The sequence below is a fragment of the Flavobacterium sp. HJJ genome (assembly GCF_015351475.1).
GTDB lineage: Bacteria > Bacteroidota > Bacteroidia > Flavobacteriales > Flavobacteriaceae > Flavobacterium > Flavobacterium marginilacus.
The window spans coordinates 73,638-99,038 of sequence record NZ_JADKPR010000016.1 but is presented as its reverse complement, the minus strand read 5'-3'; the positions used below and the strand labels follow the sequence as shown (position 1 = coordinate 99,038).

The 25,401-nt window shown below is 37.3% G+C and carries 17 protein-coding genes; 4 read left to right on the top strand and 13 right to left on the bottom strand.

Features of this window, described 5'->3' with window-relative positions:
• The first annotated feature begins 534 nt into the window (after nucleotides 1-534).
• Entirely contained in the window at nucleotides 535-990 is a 456-nt protein-coding gene (locus tag IRZ80_RS13570) for a hypothetical protein (protein WP_194642111.1), read from the top strand.
• Between the two features lie 275 nt (nucleotides 991-1,265).
• Here IRZ80_RS13570 and IRZ80_RS13565 read toward each other — a convergent pair whose 3' ends face one another.
• From IRZ80_RS13565 to IRZ80_RS13535, 7 genes are all read right to left on the bottom strand, one after another.
• On the bottom strand, nucleotides 1,266-2,105 hold the full coding sequence (locus tag IRZ80_RS13565) for a DNA-binding domain-containing protein (RefSeq protein ID WP_194642110.1): 840 nt from the start codon (nucleotides 2,103-2,105) through the stop codon (nucleotides 1,266-1,268).
• 9 nt (nucleotides 2,106-2,114) lie between these two features.
• Nucleotides 2,115-3,029, bottom strand: a complete 915-nt coding sequence (locus tag IRZ80_RS13560) for a DUF692 domain-containing protein (RefSeq protein WP_194642109.1) — start codon at nucleotides 3,027-3,029, stop codon at nucleotides 2,115-2,117.
• Nucleotides 3,026-3,604: a hypothetical protein gene (locus IRZ80_RS13555; RefSeq protein ID WP_194642108.1), complete on the bottom strand. Its 579-nt coding sequence runs from the start codon at nucleotides 3,602-3,604 to the stop codon at nucleotides 3,026-3,028. Before IRZ80_RS13555 ends, IRZ80_RS13560 begins: the two co-directional genes overlap by 4 nt.
• A 16-nt stretch (nucleotides 3,605-3,620) precedes the next feature.
• A complete protein-coding gene (locus IRZ80_RS13550; protein WP_194642107.1) occupies nucleotides 3,621-5,135 on the bottom strand; it encodes a ferritin-like domain-containing protein in 1,515 nt (504 codons plus the stop codon).
• Nucleotides 5,136-5,218: 83 nt separating this feature from the next.
• Complete coding sequence (locus IRZ80_RS13545; protein ID WP_194642106.1) at nucleotides 5,219-7,216, bottom strand: hypothetical protein; 1,998 nt, start codon at nucleotides 7,214-7,216, stop codon at nucleotides 5,219-5,221.
• Nucleotides 7,217-7,242: 26 nt separating this feature from the next.
• A complete protein-coding gene (locus IRZ80_RS13540) occupies nucleotides 7,243-8,961 on the bottom strand; it encodes an alpha-keto acid decarboxylase family protein (protein WP_194642105.1) in 1,719 nt (572 codons plus the stop codon).
• Between the two features lie 38 nt (nucleotides 8,962-8,999).
• Nucleotides 9,000-10,352 (bottom strand): heme-binding protein, encoded by a 1,353-nt coding sequence (locus IRZ80_RS13535; protein WP_194642104.1) that lies wholly within the window; start codon nucleotides 10,350-10,352, stop codon nucleotides 9,000-9,002.
• Between the two features lie 433 nt (nucleotides 10,353-10,785).
• Between IRZ80_RS13535 and IRZ80_RS13530 the strand changes: the two genes are divergently transcribed.
• Genes IRZ80_RS13530 through IRZ80_RS13520 form a run of 3 tightly spaced genes read left to right on the top strand, consistent with a single transcriptional unit; the run spans nucleotide 10,786 to nucleotide 15,214 of the window.
• A complete protein-coding gene (locus IRZ80_RS13530) occupies nucleotides 10,786-11,805 on the top strand; it encodes a LacI family DNA-binding transcriptional regulator (RefSeq protein WP_194642103.1) in 1,020 nt (339 codons plus the stop codon).
• A 45-nt stretch (nucleotides 11,806-11,850) separates the two neighbouring features.
• Nucleotides 11,851-12,840 carry an L-glyceraldehyde 3-phosphate reductase gene (gene mgrA, locus IRZ80_RS13525; RefSeq protein WP_194642102.1) on the top strand — a complete coding sequence of 330 codons (990 nt, stop codon included), beginning with the start codon at nucleotides 11,851-11,853 and terminating at the stop codon, nucleotides 12,838-12,840.
• A 28-nt stretch (nucleotides 12,841-12,868) separates the two neighbouring features.
• Nucleotides 12,869-15,214, top strand: a complete 2,346-nt coding sequence (locus tag IRZ80_RS13520; protein WP_194642101.1) for a glycoside hydrolase family 2 TIM barrel-domain containing protein — start codon at nucleotides 12,869-12,871, stop codon at nucleotides 15,212-15,214.
• A 67-nt stretch (nucleotides 15,215-15,281) separates the two neighbouring features.
• On the opposite strand, the gene IRZ80_RS13515 is transcribed toward IRZ80_RS13520, so the two are convergent.
• The 6 genes from IRZ80_RS13515 to IRZ80_RS13490 all read right to left on the bottom strand — a co-directional run bounded on the left by IRZ80_RS13515 (nucleotide 15,282) and on the right by IRZ80_RS13490 (nucleotide 25,203).
• Nucleotides 15,282-17,267 (bottom strand): alpha-L-arabinofuranosidase C-terminal domain-containing protein, encoded by a 1,986-nt coding sequence (locus IRZ80_RS13515; protein WP_194642100.1) that lies wholly within the window; start codon nucleotides 17,265-17,267, stop codon nucleotides 15,282-15,284.
• A 59-nt stretch (nucleotides 17,268-17,326) separates the two neighbouring features.
• Entirely contained in the window at nucleotides 17,327-18,892 is a 1,566-nt protein-coding gene (locus IRZ80_RS13510; RefSeq protein WP_194642099.1) for a putative Ig domain-containing protein, read from the bottom strand.
• A gap of 47 nt (nucleotides 18,893-18,939) precedes the next feature.
• Nucleotides 18,940-20,379: a glycoside hydrolase family 28 protein gene (locus IRZ80_RS13505; RefSeq protein WP_194642098.1), complete on the bottom strand. Its 1,440-nt coding sequence runs from the start codon at nucleotides 20,377-20,379 to the stop codon at nucleotides 18,940-18,942.
• 58 nt (nucleotides 20,380-20,437) lie between these two features.
• Nucleotides 20,438-22,003: a glycoside hydrolase family 28 protein gene (locus IRZ80_RS13500; protein ID WP_194642097.1), complete on the bottom strand. Its 1,566-nt coding sequence runs from the start codon at nucleotides 22,001-22,003 to the stop codon at nucleotides 20,438-20,440.
• Between the two features lie 194 nt (nucleotides 22,004-22,197).
• Nucleotides 22,198-23,835, bottom strand: coding sequence for a sodium:solute symporter family transporter (locus IRZ80_RS13495; RefSeq protein ID WP_194642096.1), 1,638 nt, complete (start codon nucleotides 23,833-23,835; stop codon nucleotides 22,198-22,200).
• Nucleotides 23,836-24,054: 219 nt separating this feature from the next.
• Complete coding sequence (locus IRZ80_RS13490) at nucleotides 24,055-25,203, bottom strand: acyltransferase family protein (protein ID WP_194642095.1); 1,149 nt, start codon at nucleotides 25,201-25,203, stop codon at nucleotides 24,055-24,057.
• Between the last annotated feature and the right edge of the window lie 198 nt (nucleotides 25,204-25,401).

The window sequence follows — 25,401 nt, the reverse complement described above, 5'->3', positions numbered from 1 at the left end:
TTTTTTTAGCTGCCACTAAAGCCCGAATATCTCGAAGTTTAGTGAGTGCTAAGTAAAATTACTAATTTAAAATGAGGATTACAAATACAAATTTATTAAAAACTTTCTTTTGATAAATTCATACTTTTCATTGCTTACAAATAAGATAAACGGATTATAATAAAGAACCTTAACTAGGAATATAAAATTTTAGGAAAAGAGAGAACGTAATTTTCTCTGCATCTAATCTTTATTTTCAATCATATTCTTCCTCTCACCAAATAAAAAAACTGCGCTTGTTCAATTATTTTGACCATTTATAATTTTAGGCAGTAAAATTGTATTTATTTTATATATGTATTGATTATTAATACATTAACTTTACATATAGAAATAATTGAATGAGAAATTTAAAGCAACAGTCACCCCAGAACTTACTTTAAATTTTTAGATTATTTCCCTGACACTACCTACTTTATTAGTGACAGAAAATAACAAAAAACAACATATCGGAAAATAAAAAAGATGATTTAGTAACTTTTTAAATGTATAGTTATGAAAAAATTCCTATTACTAATGGTTTTAATGACATCACTTGCAAACTCACAATCAAAAAGAGAACAATATGCGAAAGATAATGCCAACTATTATCCAGGTACTCAAGTCAGTTTGTTAGCATCACCCAGCTCTTATGAAGTAGGAGTTTCCTATACTGATATCCTAACATACGGCGTTTCATTTGAAAGAACTCAATTTGACATAGTGAATAATGAAAAATCATTTTATGCAATATACGGTTCACTAGGAGGAGAGTTTGAAAGGGTTACAGTAACAGTGAAAATTGGAGGTACCAGCCTAAAACAAATGAATACTGAAAACACAACAATTCAGCTTGCCTATGGAGGAGCATTAGAAGTAAGAATTACACCAAATATTGGGGTTCTTGTTGGTTCTGATAATGTGGTAGATACTTTTTTATATGGATTATGCTACCATTTTGGTGCGAAATAAAACAAAAAATACTGAAACACTTTTAATCCAATATCATTTTCAATCTAAAATTATCAAGGATAGAAGCCAATGCCGTTACGTTAAGCTTTAATTTCATTCTCGAAAAGTCGCGAAGACACAAAAAAACGTTCAGAACTTTGCGTCTTCAGAACTTTGCAAGAATTATATTTTAGCACACAACCTTAGCTTAAATGATATTCGCTTTGTGGACGCAATCATTCCTATAAGCCAAGAATAGCATTTTATAAAGATATAACAGCTTGTTGCTTATTTTACTAAACTCGAAAAAAATTAGCTTCAATCCAGCGTTTTTTCCAACTGCTCCATATTTCTTCAAATACCTCATCATTTTCTTTGTACTGAGTTTTAAACCGTTCTTTTGCAACAGCAATATCTCCTTGCTTTTTTAAAATACTTAAAAAATCATACTGTTCTTTGTGCAGATCATAAATTGCTAATTTAAATTTATGACGCAAAACCACACAATAACTTTCGCTTTCAAATGGTAAATTGGGTTCCTTTCCATTTTTAAACTCAGAATAGTATTTTTGTACTGGAAACTGGAATTTGAATAAGCTGCATATAGGTACTAATTTTAGTTCCTTTTCTGCAGTATTAATCGCCGCTAATTGATAATTTTCTTCCGCTTTCATTTCAAAAAGAACACCAATGGCATATTCAAATTGAGCCAGTTCAATCATAAAATCTATCCAATCTTCTTTCAGTTCCTCTTGAGCATCAGGTCTATTATTTTGCAGATACTCCGAAAAATGAGCCCCTAAAAAAGATAAGTTGTAATTATACGATGGTTTTGAAGCAAGATAATCATCAGCAAAAGCGCAAAAAATAGCCTCCCCCAAGGCATATTCTAATGCGCTAAATTGCTGTGACATACAATTTCGCAAACGCGCAATATAACTCCGCTGGTAAATACCCAAATGTTCTTGCGCGGTCAATTTTTCAGAATGACAAATCACATCTTCAATTGATGCTGCATTTGATGCATTGGAAAGCAAATCATTAGGATTGACAGCTGTCTGCTGGTAAGGATCCAGTAAAAGCTGCTGCATCCATTGCTGAAAATCCTTCAATGGTATGGTAGGCGTTTTGTGCATCTTAAACACTTATATAAATTGATTTATCGCAACAATATTCAATGGATTTGAAATTTGCTCTTTCTCAGCAGATTGAATTTCATTTTCAGTTCCAGCAAATGCTTTATCCATATATTTTTTTGATTTAAGCAACTCGGAATGATACACATCAAAGGCTGGAATATTACCATCCCACTCCAATAAAACGGAAGCTTCGCTTACCAATTGATATGCCATCTGAAACAATTTCCATACTGGATTGGTCACTTCCCTATCATGTGTATCAATGATATAATTACCGCAGTTCTGATGACCCGCCAAGTGCATCTGCACTACTTTATCATGCGGAATTCCATTGATATATTCCACTGGGTCAAAATCATTATTAAAAGAAGACACATACACATTGTTTACATCCAGCAGTAATCCGCAACCTGTTTCTTCGGTCATTAATCGCAAAAACTCCCATTCTGGAAGTGTAGAATTATTAAAGGATGCATACGTACTTGGGTTTTCCAAAATCAATGGACGTTCCAAATAATCCTGTACCTGCCTGATTCGATCACAAACATGTTTTAATGACTCGTCATTTAGCGGAAGCGGTAATAAATCATGCGAATTGGTTGTTAAAACTCCTGTCCAGCACAGATGATCGCTAATCCAAACCGGTTTCACTTCGGCTGCCAGCTGTTTTAAACTTTTTAGGTAATCAAAGTTCAGCGGATCGGTACTTCCTATAGACAGCGATACCCCGTGCATTACCACGGGATACTGTTCTGCTATCTGATGTAAAATATATCTAGGCCGTCCATGCGAATCCATAAAATTTTCAGAAATTACCTCAAACCAATCTACTTCGGGTTTATTCTGAAGTATATGCTCAAAATGCTGACTTCTTAAACCTAATCCTAATCCTAAATTAGGCAATCCAAGTCTAGTTATCATTTTTTCGAACAGCAGTTTGAAATAGTCTCTGGCAGTTTTTTTGCACTTTCTTCCTCCATCTTCAAAACCCTTAAGTCGGCAGCAGCCTTTCTATCCACAGGATTGTTTATGTAGGAACAAGACCTTGAACCACTTTGTCCGCAGGAAGAATAATCTTTACCTGTAGTCCCGCGAACCATATTTACATATTCATCGCTTGGACCATACTGTTGTGGCGCTGCGCCAAATGATTCACCGTTTTCTGTTCTTTTTTCTTCAAAACGCGCTCTTGCCAATTGCCAGACACTAAGTCCTTTATTAGGGCCTTGTGCCAAAAAACGAGAAGACAGAATAGGCACTCCGCAGCTTCCCTGATAACGGCATTCATTTTCGCCTGGATGACAAAGTTCTTCGGTAGTTCCAAAGATTCCACAGCCTCCCTGTCCCTTGCAGGCATTCAAGGTATGACAGGGATGACCAACTGCTGTTGAACAATCTCCTTTTCCAGCACAATCATTATTGCCTGAATATCCCGCATTTTTACATGAATTAAGCCCCATACATACATGAAGCTCTCTATTTACTAATTCTGACATCTTTTTTATTTTTTGATTAATGATTATGTTTATATGGTGTGCTTGGTACCTTTGGCATATCGGCTATAATACTGTGATCCAGCCCTACGTCTGGCAGTGAAGGAAAATAATTTTCACTCTTAATTGCCCAGCCCCAATTAACAGGATCTGCTTTAGCCAATTGATCGACCAAATTCATAATCTGCTCTTTTGGTCTTAAAAAACTATTTACAAAAGAATAAGGTTCAAATGTTAAAGCTCCTCTGTAGGCACTATTTCCTTTGGAATAAGTATAATAATTTATCTGATTTCCTACACCGCTCAACAGCCAGATCATCGATTTATGAATGCCATACAGGAACAAATCATATTGAGTGCTTTCGTCTTTATAATAACAGGTTTCAATCATTAAAAGAATATAAGCAAAAACCGCATTACCCAATTCTGAGCAAAGTGCCAGCGCCTCATTACCCGATGCTCTATAATCGGCTATTGTCGGATTGGCATCAGTGTCGTACACGAAATAACTGAAAAAATCGTCCAAGCCCTGAATTTTACTAAACTTTTCCTGATAATGACCACCAAGACTATACGCTTCGAGGAATTTGGCAAAATGTGCCACTTCTTTTCTGGTATCATCATAATCGCCTTCCCAAAACGTAACCTTTCCATCCACGACTTCCATTGGTACCGGCATTTTATTTTCTCCCCAAATCAGAGTATGCTGTTTCTCCTTGCTTCGTCCTTCTCCTTGTTCTACAATTCGTTCCAAAGCCTCAACTGCCGAATGAGCATCATACACCCCAACCAATTCGCCGCTATCATTGCCATTAGCAAATTGAGGATTATGCTCTCTGTCATAATGCACGGTATTCATTGAGTTTTGAGAATAAAACGGCTTAGGACGTGCCGGATTATCAGGTGGAAGCAATTGTGGTCTATAATTATACGGACCAGGGAAATTCTCTTTTACGCACTCAATAATCATTTCATACAAACGGCCAATAGTTTGATAATCAACCGTGTTTAACAATTGTTTTTCTGCATATGGATCTACAAATGGTTCAGGGCTTTCTATCTGCAAAAAAGTAGTCAGCTGATTCAGCGATAATTTTGCAGCGTTAATTTGAAATTCAGGAATATGTCCATCTAATTGTGTTGGAAATGACAGTACTTTTCCGATTCCCATAAGATCCGGCTCTGTTTGACAAACTGCTTGTTTCACATTACAGGAAAGAGCCAGGTGCAGCATTTCTTCGATAACCACACTCATAATTAAAGCAGCTGATTTATTCGAATACACCAATACATCCAGTTTCAGATCTTGCGCCAATGCTTCAATTTCAGCTTCAGTACGTTCACCAGACTGCGATAGCTGCGCATGGAGTTTATCGTATAGCTTATCTTGATCCTGCGCTCTGTTTATTGAATAATAGGTCGACAGATACGTTGGAATAGTAGCAAGCTCCAGTGCAATAGCCTGCTGCATTACCTCTTTGATATTATCTTTTGTTACCTCATTTGAAAATGTAAAAAGTTTTTTGGTTTTCATGTTTTTAGAAATTTGAAAGCATTATAACATTTGTATAAGCAAAGTGACACAAATGTTAATCTGCCTTATTTAGTTAGAGTGAATTATTCTGGAGAGATAAAAGGATAATACTTTTCATCTATGATTGGTTCGATACCAAAAAAATCATTAAGAACAGATTCGGCAGTACAAAATGCCCCTTCTACCCAAGCCTGATCATTTGAATACGTTTCGCCAACTATAAAAATATCGCAATCCGTTTTTGGAACGAGCTGTGACGGTTTTCTAATTTTTCTTTGCACGTCACCTAAATCATAGTGTGATTTATAAGCATGATACCCTGCATTAAAAGGAGGCAGCGACCAGTCCATGTATTTTGTTTCCAAAGGTTCAGGCACAAAAGAATAATCAGCCTGTGGTCCAAAATGCAGTGCTGCCAATTGTGAACGGAGCATTTTGACCATTACTGGCGTGGCTTTTCTTGGTCCTTCGAGCGGCTGGCAATCTCTGGACTCCGGAATTTCACGTGTTCCATTTGGCCCAAGCTCTAAAGCTTTCCAGAATGTTGTATACTGAATGTCATCATAACTGGCCAGAATACCATACACTTTTTCCCCCTTTTTATTTATGGCGTTATCACCAAAATAAACCACCTGCCGGATAGGCATATCGGTAATACTTGGACCAATAGTATCTAATTCGGCTACAGCTGTAATCTGCTTTTCTTCTTTAAAAGTCAGGCGTTCCTGAATTGCATTTTCTACAGCAGCTATAAAACTGATTTTATCGTTAAATGATGCACCTATAATAACCGGATTTTTTGCTGATTCTATTGCTTTCAAATAATTAGAAGGAAATTTTTCTTTTTTAAGTTTGGCAATTCCTTCCTGTGTTAGGAAATAACTGGTTAGTTTGGCAGGATACGTTGGACTTCCAGCCTCGGTTGTTCTCCACCAAGGAGTAGTAAAAAACATTCCTATTTTGTACGAAGGTTCCATAATTACAGATTCCAGATAGAGCTGTACTTTTTCGTGGTTCAAGACATCCTGACCTTCATCATCTGTATAACGCGTTGCCTCAGCTACCAGTTCAATAGCCGCACGAGGCATTGCAAGAAATGCAGCATTGCATATTTTACTTTCGGCAAGTTTATCAGGAGCTGCGCGTTTTGCGGTGGTAAAACGAATCCCAGCCTTAGTATGCAGAATTGAACGTAATCTGGTATCTGGAAAATAATTCAGTGTAATTCCTTTTTGTTTTGCCAGTTTTTCAACTTCTTCGAATAAAGCATCAAATAAACTGGAGTATCCTTTTACCAGCGTTTTATATTCAGTTCCAGGAGTAAATTCGTCATTAACATTAAAGGACTGGGCACTATGGCTGTTTACTACGTTTGAACTATAGCCGTTACCATCTGCCAGATAACCAAATCCCTCTTGTCCAAGTCTGTCATAAGCGAGATTCCAATACCCTATATCTTTTAGTAAATCTCCTTTTTGAAAGATTGAACTTTCCGGCATATCAATATTGATTCTTCCTTCTGCATAAAACCGGCACCACTCTCTTCTGGTTACAGGTCCGGATTCTTGCGTAATAGCTACAGATTGTATCGTTGTAAATCCATCATCCGGCGGAGCGTCTTCACCATAATTGTTTGCAAAATAGGGAGCTGGCTGATTAGAATTAATGTCTGAGACATACATATTTTTAGAACGCAGAGACATTAATGGATCCGCAGATTCATTAAACTCAATGGAATCTTTCTTTAAATCAAGTTTCTCTATAGTTTTGGTAACTACACGATGTCCAGCCCCTTCAGGACTTCCGTCCCAATAAGAATATCGCATACCGCCCAATTCCAGATACGAATTGTCTTTATTGTCCTTGTAATGCCATGTACAGACACGTGCGCCTGGCTCTCTCGTACCTGGATTTTTTTTGGAAAAATCATATTTCCCCCAGTCGTAGAGTTCCAACACATCACCTTTGACAAGCATTTTTTCGTTTTTATCATGTTTGGATTTCCCTTCCAGTAATCTCCAGGCAGTATAGAGCCCAGCTGCACCCGCTCCAAAAATAGAGTATGTTTTCTTATTAGTCATGATTGTATATTTTTTTGTTTTTTTGTTTATTCGTTACCCAATCTTGACATTTGCTGTGCCAGATCTTTTTGAGGAATTACAATTTCTACCAAACTTGGAAGATTCGTTTTTTTCTTGAGTTCAAGAAGTACTTCGTTTAACTCTGTTACGGTTTCGGCTCGGTAACTGTTTGCGCCAAATGCTTTGGCAAGTGCCTGATAATCCCATTTTGGAAGGATATCAAATTCATCAAACTTATGTTCTGGTCCCGCCTTAAACGAGTCCATGTCTACATATACCTGCTCAATAGCATATACCCCGTTACTCATGACAAATATCACAGAGTTGATATTGTACCTTACCAAAGTCGAAAGTGACTGTGCAATCATCATAAAACCGCCATCTCCGGCTACAGTCCAAGCCTGCTTGCCGCTTCCAAGCTGAGCACCCGAAGCTGCACCAGTTTCAAAACCAATACACTGCCACGCTGCCGAAGAAATAAAAGCATTTTTTGATAATCCGTAAATATTGGTAGCCACATACATAGATGAGCTTACGCCAAAAGTCATGACAATGTCTTCAAGCATTTTGTTCTTTTCCAAGAAAGAAACCGTATTTTCAAAAAAGCGATTGAATGTTATTACTTCGGGGGTGTTATCATATTTAGGATCCGAATTAGATTTCCAAGGCTCTGGAAATTTTGGCTGAGGTGGTGCCACCGATTTTAAAGGATATTCTGCCGCTTTTTTAAAACGTTTTATTAATGCTTCAATAAAATCTTTTAAGGTTACATCATTATACGTAAAATAACCAACACGCATTTCTTCTGTGGTTGCCTGAATCATATCCGAAAACTTATTTTCTACCAGCCACAAATAATCATCTGTAATAATCGTCCCTAAAGACAGGATACAATCAGAAGCTTCGACCAGTTTTATCACTTCGGGTATAGATGCCTGATCTGAATAGGTTCCAATAAATTTATCTCCCTCCTCATCCAGAACCGTTTTTCCCAGTGAAGTAGTAGTGTACAGTATACCGCTATATTTGATAAATTCTTCCAGCTGACTGGACAAATTGTGCCGCAATATCTCTACGCCTGCAAAAATCAAAGGCGATTTTGCCTCAGTAATTTGAGTCCAGGCTTGAGAAACAGCATTCTCAAGTGCCGCCGCTTCACTTTTGATTATCTGAGGCTTTAATTTTTTATCTGAAGGCTTTGGGCAAGGCTCACCCCACACCTCTTTATAACATGCAATGTATACAGGACGCTGGTGCGTAAGTGCAGTAATGATTAATTTATCGATTTTTTCTGGAGCATCTACAGAACTGCTCAAGGTCTCGGCAGCAACAGTTACTCTTTCGTAAATTTCCTGATCCGCGTTGAGATTACCCGTAGAATGATGATAAAGCACATTGTACATACTCCCGATCTGGCGTGCATCTGCTCCGGGAGTGGCACTAATTACCACAACAGGACTGCGCTCTACATAAGCTCCTGCAATAGCATTTAATGCGCTGTAAGTACTTACCCCATACTGCAGGGATACAGCAGCCAGCCCGCGGGTACGTGCATAAGCATCTGCAGCATAAGAAGCGTCTAATTCATTGGAAGTTCCAATGGTTTTGATTCCATCAAAATTTTCCAGGGCTTGTGTAAAGTGCTTGACATAATCACCTGGTATTTGAAAAATTTCGGTAACATTTAATTGCTTGAGCCGAGTGAGCAGATAATCTGCAACTGTAAATTCTTTTGTAGATTTCATTATTTGATTTTCTAAATTAAGCATCACATTTGTTCTTCTTACACTTTTATACGCACCTGTAAACTTCCAATATTGTCAGTCAATCCAGCTCCGTATTCTCCATTTAAATCATCGTTAATGCATAATTTTAAGGCTCCGCTTTCCCCTGCGGGAGTTGTAACGGGACCGTTTCCAATATAGAAAGGAGCATTAGACCCAACTTGTCCTATAAGAGATCCCATATTTACATTTTGAATTGGATAACCTGACTGGGTCACGATAATACCAGGGCATCCATCTGCTCCATACAAATTGCCGCCATTTGTTTCTGGATCTGCAGTCCATTGACCAGAACTGTAACTTACTGTTACCTGACTTCCTGGCTGTACGGTAACTCCTGTTTCCTGCCATGGCTGTTTTGCATTCACTTGAGTAAACGTTTCTACCAGCTGTAAGGTGTTTGCATCAATATGTAAAAATTGGGTCGGTAAACCATTTATTAAAAACTGTAAAACAATATTTTGAATGTACTGCAGCTGCACTTTTCCATTACTCAAAGTTTCAACATACCAAGTAGTGTCCATCGAAATCACTTTCCCAAAGGAATTTTCAAAATTTATATTACTTACCGCACCGCCTTCATTGGTAGTACTAACCGTAATGCTTGAGTAACTCTCGACAGTAATACCTTTACTATTCAATCCTTTTAATTGCTGTGTCAAATAAGTTGATGGATCAATTATAGAAGAATCCGTAAAAGGTAATTTAGTTCTATCGGCTATTGGAAAAACCGGATTTCCTGTTCCAGATACAACCGGTCCTCCCGTCATCAAAACGGAAACACCATGAGGCACCGAAATTTGTTTGTTATATTGAGTTGCTGGATTTTGTACTGGAATTGGATTTGTGACAGGAACAGTCCCTGGTCCATAAGGTCCTTCCATTTGATTTTGTATAGCATGATAAAGCCAAGTCCCATTTTCAGCATGAATCAAGGTGTTCTCAATTGGCTGTGATCCGCTTGGATCGGCGTTGTCTGCTATGTATACTCTTTGTTCATAAAACAGTACACCGCTGGACTGTGTAAACTGCCCTTCCCTGTTTGGCGCTCCGCCGGCTATTGCCGAAAATGAAATTTCTTCAAAATAAGGAAAATTTTTAGTGATGTAGCCATTTGGAGCATCTGTCTGAGGCAAAGGCATAACATTGTAACCTGCAGCATCAGCTCCAGTCGGGCTGTTCCAAGTACCAATAAAATTATTTAAAAGTCCCAGATTTGAAGTACCAATGACTGGCGGCTGATTTGTTGCTGATACAAGCGGCGTTGTAATGTCTGGAATTATCGCTGTTGCTGATGCTTGTTCAGCAAGATAAGGGCATTTTTGTTTTTCTAAGCTGATTGAATTTTCCATTTTTTTATGTTTTTTATTGGTTCCTTGATCGTAAATTTTCTGGCTAAACCTCCTCTTCCTCTATAAAAGCATTTTACAGGTCAGCTTTTATTTTATGCTTCCAGTTAATATATCGCAGCACTTTCATAGCTCTCTATAAAAAGTCAGTTTAAAACTTGTGACATATTAATTTGGAGCAGTATCCAGAAAACAATCCAGCGTTAGGATTTCTTTTCTATTATAAACTTACGATGACACTACATTTCAAATCAAAAAAAAGGTATCAATCCCGAATTTTCATCTATAAGAAACCCAAATAATAGTATAAGATAAATAGTATTAAGACAATTGGAGTCTGCACTTAAAGACTGCTTTCTAAATCAGCAGTTTTTTCAAGCAGAACGAATTGGTAAATTCAAAATAATAATCTATTTTCGTAATCGATTACGAAAAAATGAAAACAAAAATTACTCTTAACGACATTGCAAAAGAATTAGGCATCGCTCCGGCGACCGTCTCTCGTGCATTAAGCAATCATCCGGAAATAAGCGCATCCACCAAGAAAAAAGTTAAAGCTGCTGCAGAACGCCTTGACTACAGACCTAATAAAATTGCTTCTTCATTGCGTTCGGGAAAAACAAAAATTATTGGAGTACTAATTCCAACAGCTGAACATTTATTTTTCGGATCAGTAATTCATGGCATTTCAAATTTAGCCAGCCAGCACGGTTATGATGTACTTATTTATCAGTCCAACGAAAACGAAGAGTTCGAAAAAAAAGGAATTGATACTTTTATAGGAGCCCGAGTTGATGGGATTTTAGCCTCTATTTCCAAAAATACTATTGATTTTTCACACTTCGAATCGGTCAAAAAGAAAAATATTCCAATTGCTTTTTTTGACCGTACCAATGATGATCTAGAAATTTCGTCCGTCTGCACTGATGATTATATGGGAGCCTTCATGGCAACTGAATCCCTTATAAAATCAGGATATCAAAGAATTGCTCATATTTCGGGCCCACAGCAAATTAAAGCTTTCACAGAAAGAATCCGAGGCTATAAAGCAGCTTTAAATGAGTACAATATTAATTTTGACCAAAACCTGATTTACAGCGGAGACATCAGTATTGAAGCCGGGAGAAAAGGCGTGCAGTATTTTTTAGAATTAGAAAAAAAACCAGATGCCGTTTTTGCCACAGAAGATTTTACGGCGCTTGGTGCTTTAAAGGAATTAAAAGAACGAGAAATTAATGTGCCTAATCAATTTGGAGTAATGGGTTTCTGCAATGATTTATTCAGTGAACATATTACGCCTTCCCTTTCGACTGTAGACCAAAAAACTGTCCAGATGGGCGAAGAAGCATTCAATCTCATCTATGAATTAATTTCAAAGAAAGGAGAAAAAATAAACCTGCAAAGACGAATACTAACACCAGCTTTAATTCTAAGGCAATCATCAAATAAGAACTAAAAAAAATTAATTAATCACCGTAAACGATTACGTAAACTAAAAAAAATGACATACCAGCCAGCCGCAAACAGATATGCCGATATGGAATACCGCAGATGCGGAAATTCAGGGCTTAAACTTTCAGCCTTTTCACTAGGCCTTTGGCACAACTTCGGACAAAACAGCGATTTTGAAAACAGCCGAAACTTAATAAAAACAGCTTTTGATAGTGGAATTACCCATTTTGATCTTGCTAATAATTATGGCCCGCCTCCAGGATCGGCAGAAGAATGTTTTGGGAAAATTTTAAAAACTGATTTCAAAAATTATAGAGATGAAATGATTATTTCATCCAAAGCCGGCTACACTATGTGGGACGGTCCTTATGGTGACTGGGGATCCAAGAAATATTTAGTCTCCAGTTTAGACCAAAGCTTAAAAAGAATGGATTTAGAATATGTGGATATTTTTTACCATCACAGACCAGATCCGGAAACTCCTTTGGAAGAAACAATGGCAGCTTTGAACTTAATCGTACAGCAGGGAAAAGCTTTATATGCTGGTATTTCTAACTATCGCCCGGCTGAAGCTGCAAAGGCTTTTAAAATATTGAAAGAAATGGGAACTCCCTGCTTAATTCACCAGCCAAAATATTCGATGTTCGAACGCTGGATTGAAGACGGACTTTTGGATTTATTAGGAAAAGAACAAGTAGGCTGTATCCCTTTTTCTCCATTAGCACAGGGATTACTAACCGATAAATATATAAATGGAATTCCTGCTGACTCAAGAGTTGCTACCAGCGGACAATTTTTGAATGCAAGTCACATTACCACTGAAAGGCTGGATAAAATCAAAGCATTAAATACTATTGCAGAAGAAAGAGGCCAAAAATTAGCACAAATGGCATTGGCCTGGATTTTACGTGACCCTAGAGTGACTTCGGTATTAATTGGTTCCAGCAGACCTGCGCAAATTTTAGATTCAATTAAAGCCTTAGAAAATACCGCTTTCAGCGAAGAAGAATTAAAAAAGATTAATCTGATTTTAAAATAAGAATTTTAAAAACTTAAACCCCAAAAGAATGAAGGATTTAAAAAAAACAAAGGTGCAGCTATTTATACGCTGCTTCTTATTTGTTTTGGTATTTACAACGACAGCCGTTTTTTCTCAAGGACGAAAAACAATCCCCTTTGATGCCAGCTGGCAGTTTAAAGCAGGAGAAATCGCTAATGCCGAAAAACCGACATTTGACGACAAAACATGGAAAACACTTGATGTGCCGCACGATTGGAGTATCGAAGGTCCTTATGACCGAGAAAACCCGTCTGCCCGTGGCGGCGGTTATCTGCCAGCAGGAATTGGATGGTACCGCAAAACCTTCCAATTAGATTCTACCGACGCTAATAAAATGTTTTCCATAGAATTTGATGGTGTCATGGCAAACAGCGATGTATGGATTAACGGTACCCATTTAGGCAGACGCCCTTATGGCTACATCAGTTTCACGTATGATCTTACTCCTTATTTAAATTTTGGAAAAGACAAAACCAATGTAATTGCAGTGCGTGCAGATAATTCAATCCAGCCTGCTTCCCGTTATTATACCGGTGCCGGAATTTATCGTCATGTACGATTAACTGCTGTAAATACTACACATTTTAAACATTGGGGGACACAGATTACAACTCCAAATGCGACGACTCAAAAAGCCATTGTTAATATTAAAACTGAGATAGAAAACAGTGGCGCTGCCGGAACTTATAAATTACAGATTGATATTATTGACAGCAAAGGAAAGGCTGTCAAATCAATCGAAAGTCAAGAGAATATTGATAAAACAAGCAATTTATCTAAAGATATTGAAATTCAAAATCCTAAATTATGGGATATTGAAGCCCCGAATCTCTATACTGCGGTAACCAAACTATATTCCGGCAAAACACTTATTGACAGCCAAACGATTACATTTGGAATAAAAAATGCCGAATTTAGAGCCGAAACTGGTTTTTGGCTGAATAATAAAAATTACAAAATAAAAGGAGTCTGCCTTCATCACGACGGTGGTGCTGTTGGCGCTGCAGTGCCACTAGGCGTTTGGAAAGAGCGGTTGAAAAAATTAAAAGAAGTGGGTGTGAACGGAATCCGTACCTCACACAATCCTGTAGCTCCAGAGTTTCTTGATTTGTGCGATCAAATGGGATTTGTGGTTATGGACGAAACTTTCGATACCTGGACAGCCGCCAAGCATAATGGCGAAAAAGGATATAATTTATACTTCAAGGACTGGTGGGAACAAGATACTAGAGACATGATTTTGAGAGACCGAAATCATCCTTCAATTGTTATTTACAGCATAGGGAATGAAATCCACGATGACCTTAGTTATCCTGAAGGCTACAAAACTTATAAAATGCAGGAAGATGTTGTAAAAAAATACGACAGCACCAAGCCTGTAACCATGGCTCTTTTCAGACCAGCAAATTCCAAAGTATATCTTAGCGGTTTTGCAGAACAAATGGATGTTGTAGGACAGAATTACCGTGAAAACGAATTAATTGCCGCGCATGAAGAGCATCCAACCTGGAAAGTTATTGGTACCGAAAACACCCATGTAATTAGCCAATGGCTCGCACTGAGAGACAAACCGTATATGGCCGGACAGTTTTTATGGACAGGTTATGATTACTTGGGAGAAGCCGACTGGCCAGAAACCACCAATAATCAAGGGCTGTTTGACAGAGCTGGAAACTGGAAACAGGAGGCACTGCAAAGAGAAAGCTGGTGGTCATCAAAACCTGTGGTGCATATTGTGAGAAAATCAGATAATGCTGGGGCTGGATTCTGGATTTCTGATTGGACTCCAAGTGATTTTGACACTTATGACAATGCCAAAATAAATGTTTACAGTAATTGTGACGAAGTAGAGCTTTTTCTGAACGACAAATCATTAGGAACATTAAAAAAACCGGCAGATGATTCGCCAAGAGAATGGAATGTCACTTTTGAACAAGGAACAATAAAAGCAATTGGAAAAAACAACGGAAAAGCTGTAGCCAAGGAAGAACACACTTCTGCCGGAAAACCAGCCAAAATTATCCTGACCAAAAGCAATGCAGTACTTGCCAACAACTGGGACGATGTAAATTTTATTACTGCCACCATCGTTGACGAAAAAGGAATCAGATGCGCTAATGCCGATAATCAGATAAAATTCACAATTACCGATTCAGGCAAAATCATTGCTGTAGACAATGGAAATATCATAAACCACGATGGTTACCAAGGCCCAGCTGTAAGAGCTTATCAAGGAAAAGCAATCGCGATTATTAAAGCAGTAAAAGATAACGGCACAATAACCGTTAAAGCAGATGCTGAAGGTTTAGAACAAGGCTCACTGCCTGTCGAGATTGTTTTTGATAAAAAATAGACTTACTTCCAATAACTAAAAAAGCTTCAGATTCCTCTGAAGCTTTTTTAGTATCTATCATTATTTATTATTTCATCTTAATTTTCAATACAATAACCGAATAAGCAGGCAGATTAAGCTGTGCTTTCTCCCCTTTCAAATTGTATTCGTTTTCTGTCGGACTTATTTTTTTAGGAGAGGCAAAAGTATTTTCATCCTGTAGATTTGGGCTGGTAAGCGTAATTATACTTCCTTTTGACAATAATTTACTTCCTTTTAAATCAACAGTAACTTCTTGTGCTGTAGCAGCTGTATTTACCAGTTTTACAATTATTTCTTTAGAATTAACATCTTTCACCGCAGAAGCATACAAACTGTTTTGTCCTGTCAGCGGCTGTCCGTCTTTAGTAATAGATAATAAATCAGTTCCTTTATTGAGGGAAAACAATTTTTGAACATAATAATTAGCAGAGCCAAAAGCTTCCAAATTGTTGAACCAGATCATATCCGGTGTCCATTGCCAGGCATCTTCATGAGCCATTAACGGAGCATAAGAACACAAATTCACTACTTCGGCATTTCTTTCCAGTCCGGTCATGAAAGCCGCTTCAGAAAAGGCGCATTCCCAATTGTTTCTGTTACTTGACTTGTCAGCCGCAGGACTTTGGGCAGCATATTCACCTGCAAATATTTTTGGCCCTTTACGGTCGTATTTGTCATAACGGGCAGCATTTTCTCTAAACCACTGCGGGCTTTTATAATAATGTTCATCTATCAGTTCGGCATCCAGCTTTTTAAGTTCCTGCATAGCAAAATCAAAATGCTCGCCATCTGGAGATGGTCCGCTTCCTGACACTATAGTTATATTTGGATATTTTGCCTTAATTGCTTTTTCAAAAACTTTATACCTTTCTATATAATCCGGTCCCCATTGTTCATTTCCTACTCCGATGAATTTAAGATTAAATGGTTTTGGGTGTCCCATATCCGTGCGGAGTTTCCCCCAAGCTGTCGTCTCTGCTCCATTAGCAAATTCAATTAAATCCAGCGCATCTTGAATATACGGATCTAATTCTTCTACTGGAGCTAATTCACCGGTATTGTACTGACAAGCCATTCCGCAGCTTAAAATAGGTAATGGAGATGCCCCAATATCTTCTGAAAGCTGAAAATATTCATAGAATCCCAAACCAAAACTCTGAAAATAATCAGGAGTCTGCTTATTACTGAACTCCACATTCCAGCGGTTCATCATCGTTCTTCTATCCTCAACATTTCCTACTGATTTTTTCCACTGATAACGGTCTGCCAAAGTTCTTCCTTCTACAATACAGCCACCTGGAAAACGTAAAAATCCTGGTTTCATATCATACAAAAGCTGTACAATATCTTTGCGCAAACCATTTTTTCTATTCATCCAGGTATCTTCCGGAAACAGTGAAATCATATCTAAATCAATAGTTCCAGTCCCTTCAAAAGTTATTTTTAATTTTGCTTTTGCTTCAGTCTGAGTTGCTGTAAATTGTGCAGTATAGTATTTCCATTCATTTGATGCCGGCACAATACTGGTTTCACCAATAACTTTCTTGTCTTTATCAATAAACTGAATGATTATTTTTTTTATGGCTCCGTCATGATTAGCCGCCTTCAAAGAAAGATTGTATTTCGCATCTTTTTTGACACCCATCCCTCTAAAACCTTCATTGATAATTGCATATCCTTTGTCATCATTTACAAGAACTCTGCAAAAATTAGTATTGGTTTTATTTTCCGATACTTTGATAGGAACTGCAGTACCCGACTGCATATTCAAAGAAGATCTTTTAGTATTAGGCTGCTCCCATCCCATTAATGGTTTATCAAATTCGAAGGAACGGTTTTTTACCATTTCGGCATACAGTCCTCCGTCGGCGGCAAAATTGATATCTTCAAAAAACAGACCAAACATCGTGGGCTGGATTTTGGTAATTGTTTTAGTAACGTCTACTTCTAAATTTGTCTTTTGGGCAAATCCATAAAGACCATTAAAAAGCAAACCGCCAATGATAATTTTTGTAATTATATTGTTTTTCATTATGTAGATTTTATGTTGAAACATGTTCAAATGTATCAATATTTAAATATTTAAAAAACTTATTTCGATAATTTTAAAAGCATGACTCCATGAGGATTTACACTAACTTTTATTTCATCTGAGAACTCTCCGAGATCTTTCTGACGCCAAACATCTCTGATTTTATATTTTTTCAAAAAATGAAATTCTTTCAATTTCAGCGTATATTCTTTTGTTAAATCTGTGGTATTGAATATTCCAACAGCGATACTACCGTCAAAAAGTGCTTTGTACATTACTCTGATCTCATCACTTTTTAACCAAAATTTATCTGCTGAAATTCCTAACGGATCCTGATCAATATCAATTACTTCATTATTTGTAATTAAAGATAATGTAAAATCATCCAGTTCATCTAAATTACAGCTTATTATAAGTGGAGCTGCCTGCAAAGCCCAAAAACTAACTTGTGAATATTGCTCATCAGCTGTTAATTTTGATGGTACTGTTTTTTTGACAAAGCTGTTTGGAGTTCCAAAATTCCCTATTTGCAGCATATCAGGATCACTCCAATGTCCTGGTCCCACATAAGGCCTCCACTCGAATTGTGTATCAACTATGCTTAGAACTTTCTCCCATTTGTCCTCAATATCTGTAGTAGTTCTCCATAAATTGGAATAAGCAGACAATCCTTCTGCATTTGTAATTGGAGCATTATTAGAAACCGAAAATACGATATCACGACCTTTTCCTAACAAATCTTCAGAAAATCTTTTTGTAGTCTTGATATCATTTGGTTTCCAATCGACCTTAACAAAATCAAATCCCCATTCTGCAAATTGCTTTGCATCTTTGTCTAAAAACCAATATTCTCCAATTCGCGATAAATTTTTACGGTGTACCCCAGGATAACTTCCTGATATTTGATTGACTTGTTTTCTGTCTTCTTTCGAAATTGCAAATACATCATAATTTCCTTCTGCATTGTCGCAGGTTCCTCCTGTAAATCCGGCATAAGAACTAACCCAAGGCGTTGTATAAATTCCAATTTTCATACCGAAACTATGAACATAATTACAAAGACCTTTCATATCAGGGAATCGTTCATTGGATTGCAGTGCAAAATCTTTTCCTTCTCTTTTACCTTGCCAGCAATCATCAATATTAATATAATTCCACCCGTAATTAATTAATCCTAATTTTTCAAAAGCTACAGCTGTTTTACGAATTTTATCATCGGCTACGGATTCTGACCAAGAATACCAGCTGTTCCATCCCATTGGCGGAGTTAAACAAATTTTATCTCCAACTTTAATTTTCATTTCACGTTTATCGGATCCTAATTTATTTGTCGCTTTTAAAACGACTGTAAAATCACCCTTTTCTTTTAAAACTCCAGTAATCACACCATTTCTGGAATCAACAGATAAGCCCGAAGGCAAATTATCAACACTGTAAACCAAAGTACCTTCTCCAGTTGCAGGAATTTTATAAATGAATTCACTGTTTGGACGCACTCCAAAAACGCGAACGGCATTAACTTTAGGAAATCTCCCCGGTTTAGGCGTTAAAATACTCTGATCGTTATCCTGCGCCTGAGCGACTATTAAAAAAAAACAGCAAAAGAAAGCTAAAATATTTTTCATTATATTTTGATTTTAAAGAAAAACTTAATGTTTTATTTAAAATATTATTACTTTTTCACCGCTTCATATTTATCCGGAAAGGCCGATTCTCCATCTAAATTATTCACTTTCAAAACATCTACATTTTTGCTTTCGACTGCATGTTTGAAATAGTCCTGTTTGTTATTTCCCCAGCTCACTGAACAATTCTGAACTTTTATACTTTCTGCGGTATCAAAATAAAATCCCGATGTACTGCCTTTTACAAAACCATCCGCTTTTGAAGGACGGCGGTCATAAACCCCGCCTGGGAAATTGGATGTTTTATCAATAGAAACACTCACTCCCTCAAAAACTATATTCTTAATTTTATCCTTCGATTCGCCGCTCACATAAACACCATTTTCACCTGTACATTGGATATTGGTAAAATAAATATTGCTTACTGTCCCCACTTTTCCTTCAGTTGCTCCTTTTGGAAAACGCCAATTGGCATCTTTGTGGTTGCCGCTCGCACGACTGTAAGCAGTTACATAAATAGGTTCTGCTTTTCCCCACCAGGTATCGGTCTTTAATTTTCCTTCAATAATCATATTCGAAAAAATCACATCGCTCACCGTTCCTTCATCACGATTTTGAATTCCTACACCGCGGTTACTGTTTTTAATAATGCAGTTATTAATAATCACCTGTCTGATGGCATCCATATTCTCTGAACCAATCTTGATGGCACAGCTGCTGCTGGTCATGGTACAGTTGGTCACAACAATATTCTCACAGGAACCAAATTCTTCAAATTCTCTTCTGTTTTTTAGGCAGATGCAGTCATCACCGCTTTCTATATAACAATCGCTGATGCGGACATTCTTGCTGTGGTCAATATCAATTCCATCACTGTTGCGGACTTTCAGGCTGTTCAACAACGTTATTCCGCTAATGACAACATCATTGCACCCAATAAGATGAACGGTCCAATAGGCCGAATTTCCAATATGGACATCTCTTATTCGAATGTTTTTTCCTCCAATAATTGTAAGCACATGAGGACGCGGGTCCAGGATATTGAAAGGTTTCAGTACATAAGCATCTTCCTCTTCGGCACCCATAAAGGAAATTCCGTTTCCGTCTATTTTTCCGCTGCCGCTAATGGTAAAATTCTCGATGTTTTTGCCACCAATCCAAATTGTTCCCTCACCTTTGTTGGCACGAAAAGCACTTTCGGTGTATAATTTTTCATCCGGGCTTGCCAAAATTTTAGCACCTCCCTCGATATGCAGATCTACATTTGATTTCACATTGAAAGGTCCTGTCAAAAAAGTAAACGGAGCTGGTATCAACACCTGTCCGCCTGTAACACTGCAGGCATCAATCGCTTTTTGAATCGCAATGGCATCATTCGTTTTTCCGTCACCTTTGGCTCCATATTTTTTAACGTCATATACTTTTTGCGCAGCAACGCTCAGTGACAGGCAAAAAACGATCAAAGTAATTACATGTTTCTTCATCATATTTTTTATTTATTAAAAGATTATTTTCAAATCTTTATTTACTATTTCAAAGTCTAAATCACCTCGCAGGCAATTCAAACGTACTCTGTTTCGGTTCACTTTTTCTTTTTGAAGCTTCTGCATCAAGGTTACTTGAAGGAACATCTTTAAAAATAATCTGATTGTTTTTATCCGAAGGAACATCAATTTTTTCCATCACAAGTCCTTTTACATCATCAAAAACAAATGCCGGACGAAAATCCTCCTTTTCAAGCGTCAGTTTTATATTCTTCATTTGGATTCCGTCAACATGACGAACGTAAAATCCCCAGGACGGCAGTTCACCAAACATCGTAAACTCAGGATATCCTTTTATGTTTTCCAATACGTCTTTTAAACGCCATAAAGGCAGATATGCCATACCCTTCGAAGCTTTTCCCGAATACTGGATTTCAATATTTTCCAAAGTTACGTTTTCGATGGAATGTCCAGGAATTCCAGCAATGGAAGCAGGAAATGGATTGTGGAAATAATCTACTTCCGGACCTCTTAAATCATAATCAATATCGGGACGGCCAAAAGGAACCTGCACTTTTATATTTTTTACCGATACATTTTTGATATAGCCTGGCTTCTCTCCGTTTCTATGTCCCAATCGAATCAGAACCGCATTTCCAGTATTTACGGCAGTAATATCCGAAACCTTGATGTTTTCAATTTCGGCACCATCCACAGATTCAATGGCAACAGCCGATCTAAAAGTATCAAATACCTTAATGTTTTCTATCGTTATATTTTTGAAACTTCCATAGGAACCAGTCCCGAATTTGACAGCACAGGAACTGGAACGAATGGAACAATTAGCTATATAATAATTATCGTTGTACAGTCCCGGAGAATCCGACTTCAGGCAAATGCCGTCATCGGCAGCATTGATATCGCAATTGGTTACGCGGACATTACTGCATCCATCCATATCGATTCCATCATTATTCCAATAAGCGCGGCTGTTGACTTTGACATAATCGATGATTATATTTTTTGATTTCCGCATTGAAAAAACCCAGCCCGGACTGTTTTTCAGCAGCACATCTGTTACTTTGATAGAATCACATTCTGAAAGAAAAATCAATTTTCCCCTGCCGTCATTCGGGCGGAGTCTCCTGTAATTGTAACTTGGGTCTATCCGCACTCCCGTATGATGCAGACTGTCAACCGCCAAAGCCAGCTCACGCCCCTGACCATCGATAATTCCTTTTCCAGTAATGGCAATATTTTTTTGAGCGTGGGAAATTATCAGTGCGCGTGCATCATTATATTTTGGATAATCATCAGGATTTATGCTTCCTAACAGCGTACTTCCTTCTTCAAAAAAAAGCTCAACTCCGCTTTTTAATATAATGCTCCCAGATAAAAAATTTCCTTTCGAAAAAACAACTCTTCCGCCTCCTTTCTTATTGGCAGCATCAATTGCTTTCTGAATCGCTTGAGTATTTAGCGTTTTACCATCAGCCACTGCACCAAAAGCCGTAACCGGAAAATCTTTTCTTTTATTGGCAAACATTTCCGAATTGAAACTGAGCTGAAAAAGAAAAAGCAAAATGATATAACTCTTAAAAATTTTACTGCTGGTATTCAAAATCATTTTATTCTTATTTAATAATTTGGTTCTACTGGGAATTTCATGAACATTCATATTTTTTTCTACCATTAAGACATTAAGGTTCATTAAGAAACAAACAAACAAAACCTTAATTTTCCTTAATCCCTTAATGGTTAAAAAATCAAACTGTCTTTCACATTAAAACATCAGAATCTGATAAAAAGCTGTTCCAAAATTTACCAAAAAACAGTATATAAAGCTATTAATATGCCGCTGATGATGAATGATCCAATAACAAACTCAGATGACACTTTAAACATTGCTGTATCGACTTCAATTTTGTGTGCTTCATGCTGTTCTTTTGGTTCAGGTTTTAAAAGACTTATCGCCACCATTAGCAATACTATGATAAAAAAAGCAATTGTCATTCTGTCCAAAAACGGATAATCAGGAAAAGCACCATTGGTCCACATCGGCAGGAATTTTAATACTGCCGCGATAGGAACCGTAAGGAAAGCACCGGCAAGTCCTGCTGATGCAGTAGTCCTTTTCCAGAACATTCCCAATAGAAAAATAGCAAGAACCCCTGGTGAGAAAAACCCAACATATTCCTGTATAAACTGATATGCCTGATCTAATGATTTTAATGCAGGAGCAACTACAGCCGCAATAGCCATACAGATTACTACGCACCATCTTCCGGTAAGAACCAATTTCCTTTCCGAAGCATTTGTATTAAAATATTTTTTATAAATGTCTAAAGAAAAAATTGTCGAAATACTGTTTGCCTTACCTGCCAAAGAAGCAACAATTGCCGCTGTGAGAGCTGCCAAGGCTATTCCTTTTAATCCGGCAGGCAGTAAATTCATCAAAGTTGGGTAAGCGTGGTCAGGTTTCAGTACACCTGCAGCATCTACCATTTCCTGCTGAAACATTCCGTTTTGATGCATTACATACATAGCGATACCCGGCAGTACAGCAATAATTGGAACTAATAACTTTAAAAAAGCAGCAAACAGAATACCTTTACGAGCCGTTTTCAAATCGGCTCCCAAAGCTCTTTGAACAATATACTGATTACAGCCCCAATACGCTAGATTATTAATAAGCATTCCGCCTATAAGTACAGACATTCCTGGAAGTTCTGCATAATGAGGACTGGATTTATCAAATATCATGTGCAGGTGATCTGGTGCTTTTTCAGCTATAACTGACAGCGCTTTAAAAATGTCTTTCCCAAAACCAAACTGCTCCGAAAGCAGAGTCAGCGACAAATAAGTAGTAACCAGACCTCCCAATATTAATACTACAACCTGAAAAATATCGGTGTACCCTATGACCTTCATTCCGCCCAAAGTAACAATAACCGAGAACAGACTCAATCCTATAATACAAAATTCAAAACTAACTGGTGCGATAGACGAAATTGCCAAAGCTCCTAAGTAAATAATGGAAGTAAGATTTACAAACACATATATCAATAACCAAATGACCGCCATTATAGTACTTACGGAACCATTGTATCTTTTTGCCAAAAACTGCGGCATCGTAAATATCTTGTTTTTAAGATAGACCGGTAAAATAAATATGGCTACCAAAATTAATGTAGCGGCTGCCATCCATTCGTAAGACGCAATAGCCAGTCCCAGTGCAAAACCAGAACCGCTCATTCCTATAAAATGTTCTGCCGAAATATTGGACGCTATCAATGAAGCACCAATAGCCCACCAGGTGAGTGATCCTTCAGCCAGAAAATATTCCTGAGAACTGCTCGATGTGTTTTTCTTACTCCTATAAATATACATTCCATAGGCTGTAACTAAAACAAAATAAATAAAGAAGACTATATAATCTGCGGTTTGTAATACGTTCATAATTAGGTTGGTTTATTTTTAGTTAATAGATAACTTGACTTAAATATTTAATTTTATCTTTTAACACATAGACATGGTTTTAGTTTAACCAAAAAGAAGTTTCTGTTTATAAACAATCTCACAGCATCAATGTGAAAATTTATTGTTTCTAAAAAAACTCAGATCCGAAGTTTAAAACCTATGTCTCTTTGTGTTAAATAGTTCTTTATAACATGCAGCTTAGACTTTAAAAAACCATTTTCTTTTGTATAGAAAATAAAGCAAAATGAATTGAATTAATGTTACCGACATTGCTGTAAAGACTGGCTGCCAGACAATCGGAGAGAACTTAATCAGTCCGCCAAATACGAAATCTGCAGTATGTCCAAAATTCACTAAGCCTTCGGATGCCATATAAATCAGAATAGAATTGGAGCCAATTAACAGTAAAGGGAATGCCCATTTACGAAAACCTAATACATCAATTATCAGGTAAAAAAAAGTAAAAAACAAAATACTGAATCCCCCGACAAAACATACAAAAGAACTTGTCCACAAACGTTTATTAATTGGAAAACTATAATCCCAAACAAGCCCTAAAGCAATCAGAGCAGCTGCTGCAGCAATCATTATCAATACTGTTTTATTTGTCGAAAATTCATTTGCCCTGCTTTTCAGAAAAGTTCCTAAAAACACGCCCAGCAAAGCAGTAGCAACAGCCGGTATGGTCGAAAACAATCCTTCGGGATCATATACTTTACTGTGTAATCGCCCTGGCAGAAACAGCTGATCTATATAGCTCGAAAATGATCCTTCCGGCGTTAAAATACCAGCTCCAAAATTTGGAACTGGTACTAACTTCATTACTGCATAATAACCAACCAAAATGCCTACTAACCAAAGCACTTGTTTTTTTATATCAAAATTTAAATAGATAATTCCTGCAAAAAACCAAGCAAGTCCAATACGTCCCAATACACTTGCAAAACGAGTCTGACTGTATCCGTCAAACTTCAATAATCCATTGACAATAAATCCTAATAGCAATAGTTTACACGTTCTTTTAACCATGGTGAGGTATATTTTTCGTTTTTCTTCTGCTGGCAGTTCCATTGGTGTATTCACTCCTGCAACACACATTTTCTTTTCGAAAGAAAAAGGCATTGAAACTCCTGCAACAAAAAGAAACACTGGAAATATCATGTCATAAAACGTAATGCCGTTCCAGTCTGTATGATGCAGCTGTGATGACATCCATACAAAAACAGGAATTGGCGCGGCTTTCGCCAAAGCATGTGCAATGTGTTCTCCGCTCATAATCCAAAACATAACAAACCCTCTTAGAGCATCCAAAGAAACTAATCTTCCATTTGTAGCAGCATTACTCATATAGTCCTATTTTTAAAGCAGTTTTTAACTATTGACTGCTTTATAAGCATCAATTAATTTTTTAAAATATTTTTTATAACTCGTTTTCAATTATTTTTTGGAACAGAAATCTTAAGCTTTTTTGGAAGCATTTTTTTTAGACCTAACAGGTTTTAAAAACCTGTTAGGTCTTTCCCTTTCTACTCGATTTCTATTCGA

Excerpts from the sequence above, each read along its gene's own strand:
- IRZ80_RS13570 (WP_194642111.1), top strand. The coding sequence starts at position 535 with ATGAAAAAATTCCTATTACTAATGGTTTTAATGACATCACTTGCAAAC.
- IRZ80_RS13490 (WP_194642095.1), bottom strand. The coding sequence starts at position 25,203 with ATGAGTAATGCTGCTACAAATGGAAGATTAGTTTCTTTGGATGCTCTA.
- IRZ80_RS13520 (WP_194642101.1), top strand. The coding sequence starts at position 12,869 with ATGAAGGATTTAAAAAAAACAAAGGTGCAGCTATTTATACGCTGCTTC.
- IRZ80_RS13560 (WP_194642109.1), bottom strand. The coding sequence starts at position 3,029 with ATGATAACTAGACTTGGATTGCCTAATTTAGGATTAGGATTAGGTTTA.
- IRZ80_RS13505 (WP_194642098.1), bottom strand. The coding sequence starts at position 20,379 with ATGATGAAGAAACATGTAATTACTTTGATCGTTTTTTGCCTGTCACTG.
- IRZ80_RS13495 (WP_194642096.1), bottom strand. The coding sequence starts at position 23,835 with ATGAACGTATTACAAACCGCAGATTATATAGTCTTCTTTATTTATTTT.
- IRZ80_RS13545 (WP_194642106.1), bottom strand. The coding sequence starts at position 7,216 with ATGACTAATAAGAAAACATACTCTATTTTTGGAGCGGGTGCAGCTGGG.
- IRZ80_RS13535 (WP_194642104.1), bottom strand. The coding sequence starts at position 10,352 with ATGGAAAATTCAATCAGCTTAGAAAAACAAAAATGCCCTTATCTTGCT.
- mgrA (WP_194642102.1), top strand. The coding sequence starts at position 11,851 with ATGACATACCAGCCAGCCGCAAACAGATATGCCGATATGGAATACCGC.
- IRZ80_RS13510 (WP_194642099.1), bottom strand. The coding sequence starts at position 18,892 with ATGAAAAATATTTTAGCTTTCTTTTGCTGTTTTTTTTTAATAGTCGCT.
- IRZ80_RS13550 (WP_194642107.1), bottom strand. The coding sequence starts at position 5,135 with ATGAAAACCAAAAAACTTTTTACATTTTCAAATGAGGTAACAAAAGAT.
- IRZ80_RS13500 (WP_194642097.1), bottom strand. The coding sequence starts at position 22,003 with ATGATTTTGAATACCAGCAGTAAAATTTTTAAGAGTTATATCATTTTG.
- IRZ80_RS13540 (WP_194642105.1), bottom strand. The coding sequence starts at position 8,961 with ATGAAATCTACAAAAGAATTTACAGTTGCAGATTATCTGCTCACTCGG.
- IRZ80_RS13565 (WP_194642110.1), bottom strand. The coding sequence starts at position 2,105 with ATGCACAAAACGCCTACCATACCATTGAAGGATTTTCAGCAATGGATG.
- IRZ80_RS13555 (WP_194642108.1), bottom strand. The coding sequence starts at position 3,604 with ATGTCAGAATTAGTAAATAGAGAGCTTCATGTATGTATGGGGCTTAAT.
- IRZ80_RS13530 (WP_194642103.1), top strand. The coding sequence starts at position 10,786 with ATGAAAACAAAAATTACTCTTAACGACATTGCAAAAGAATTAGGCATC.
- IRZ80_RS13515 (WP_194642100.1), bottom strand. The coding sequence starts at position 17,267 with ATGAAAAACAATATAATTACAAAAATTATCATTGGCGGTTTGCTTTTT.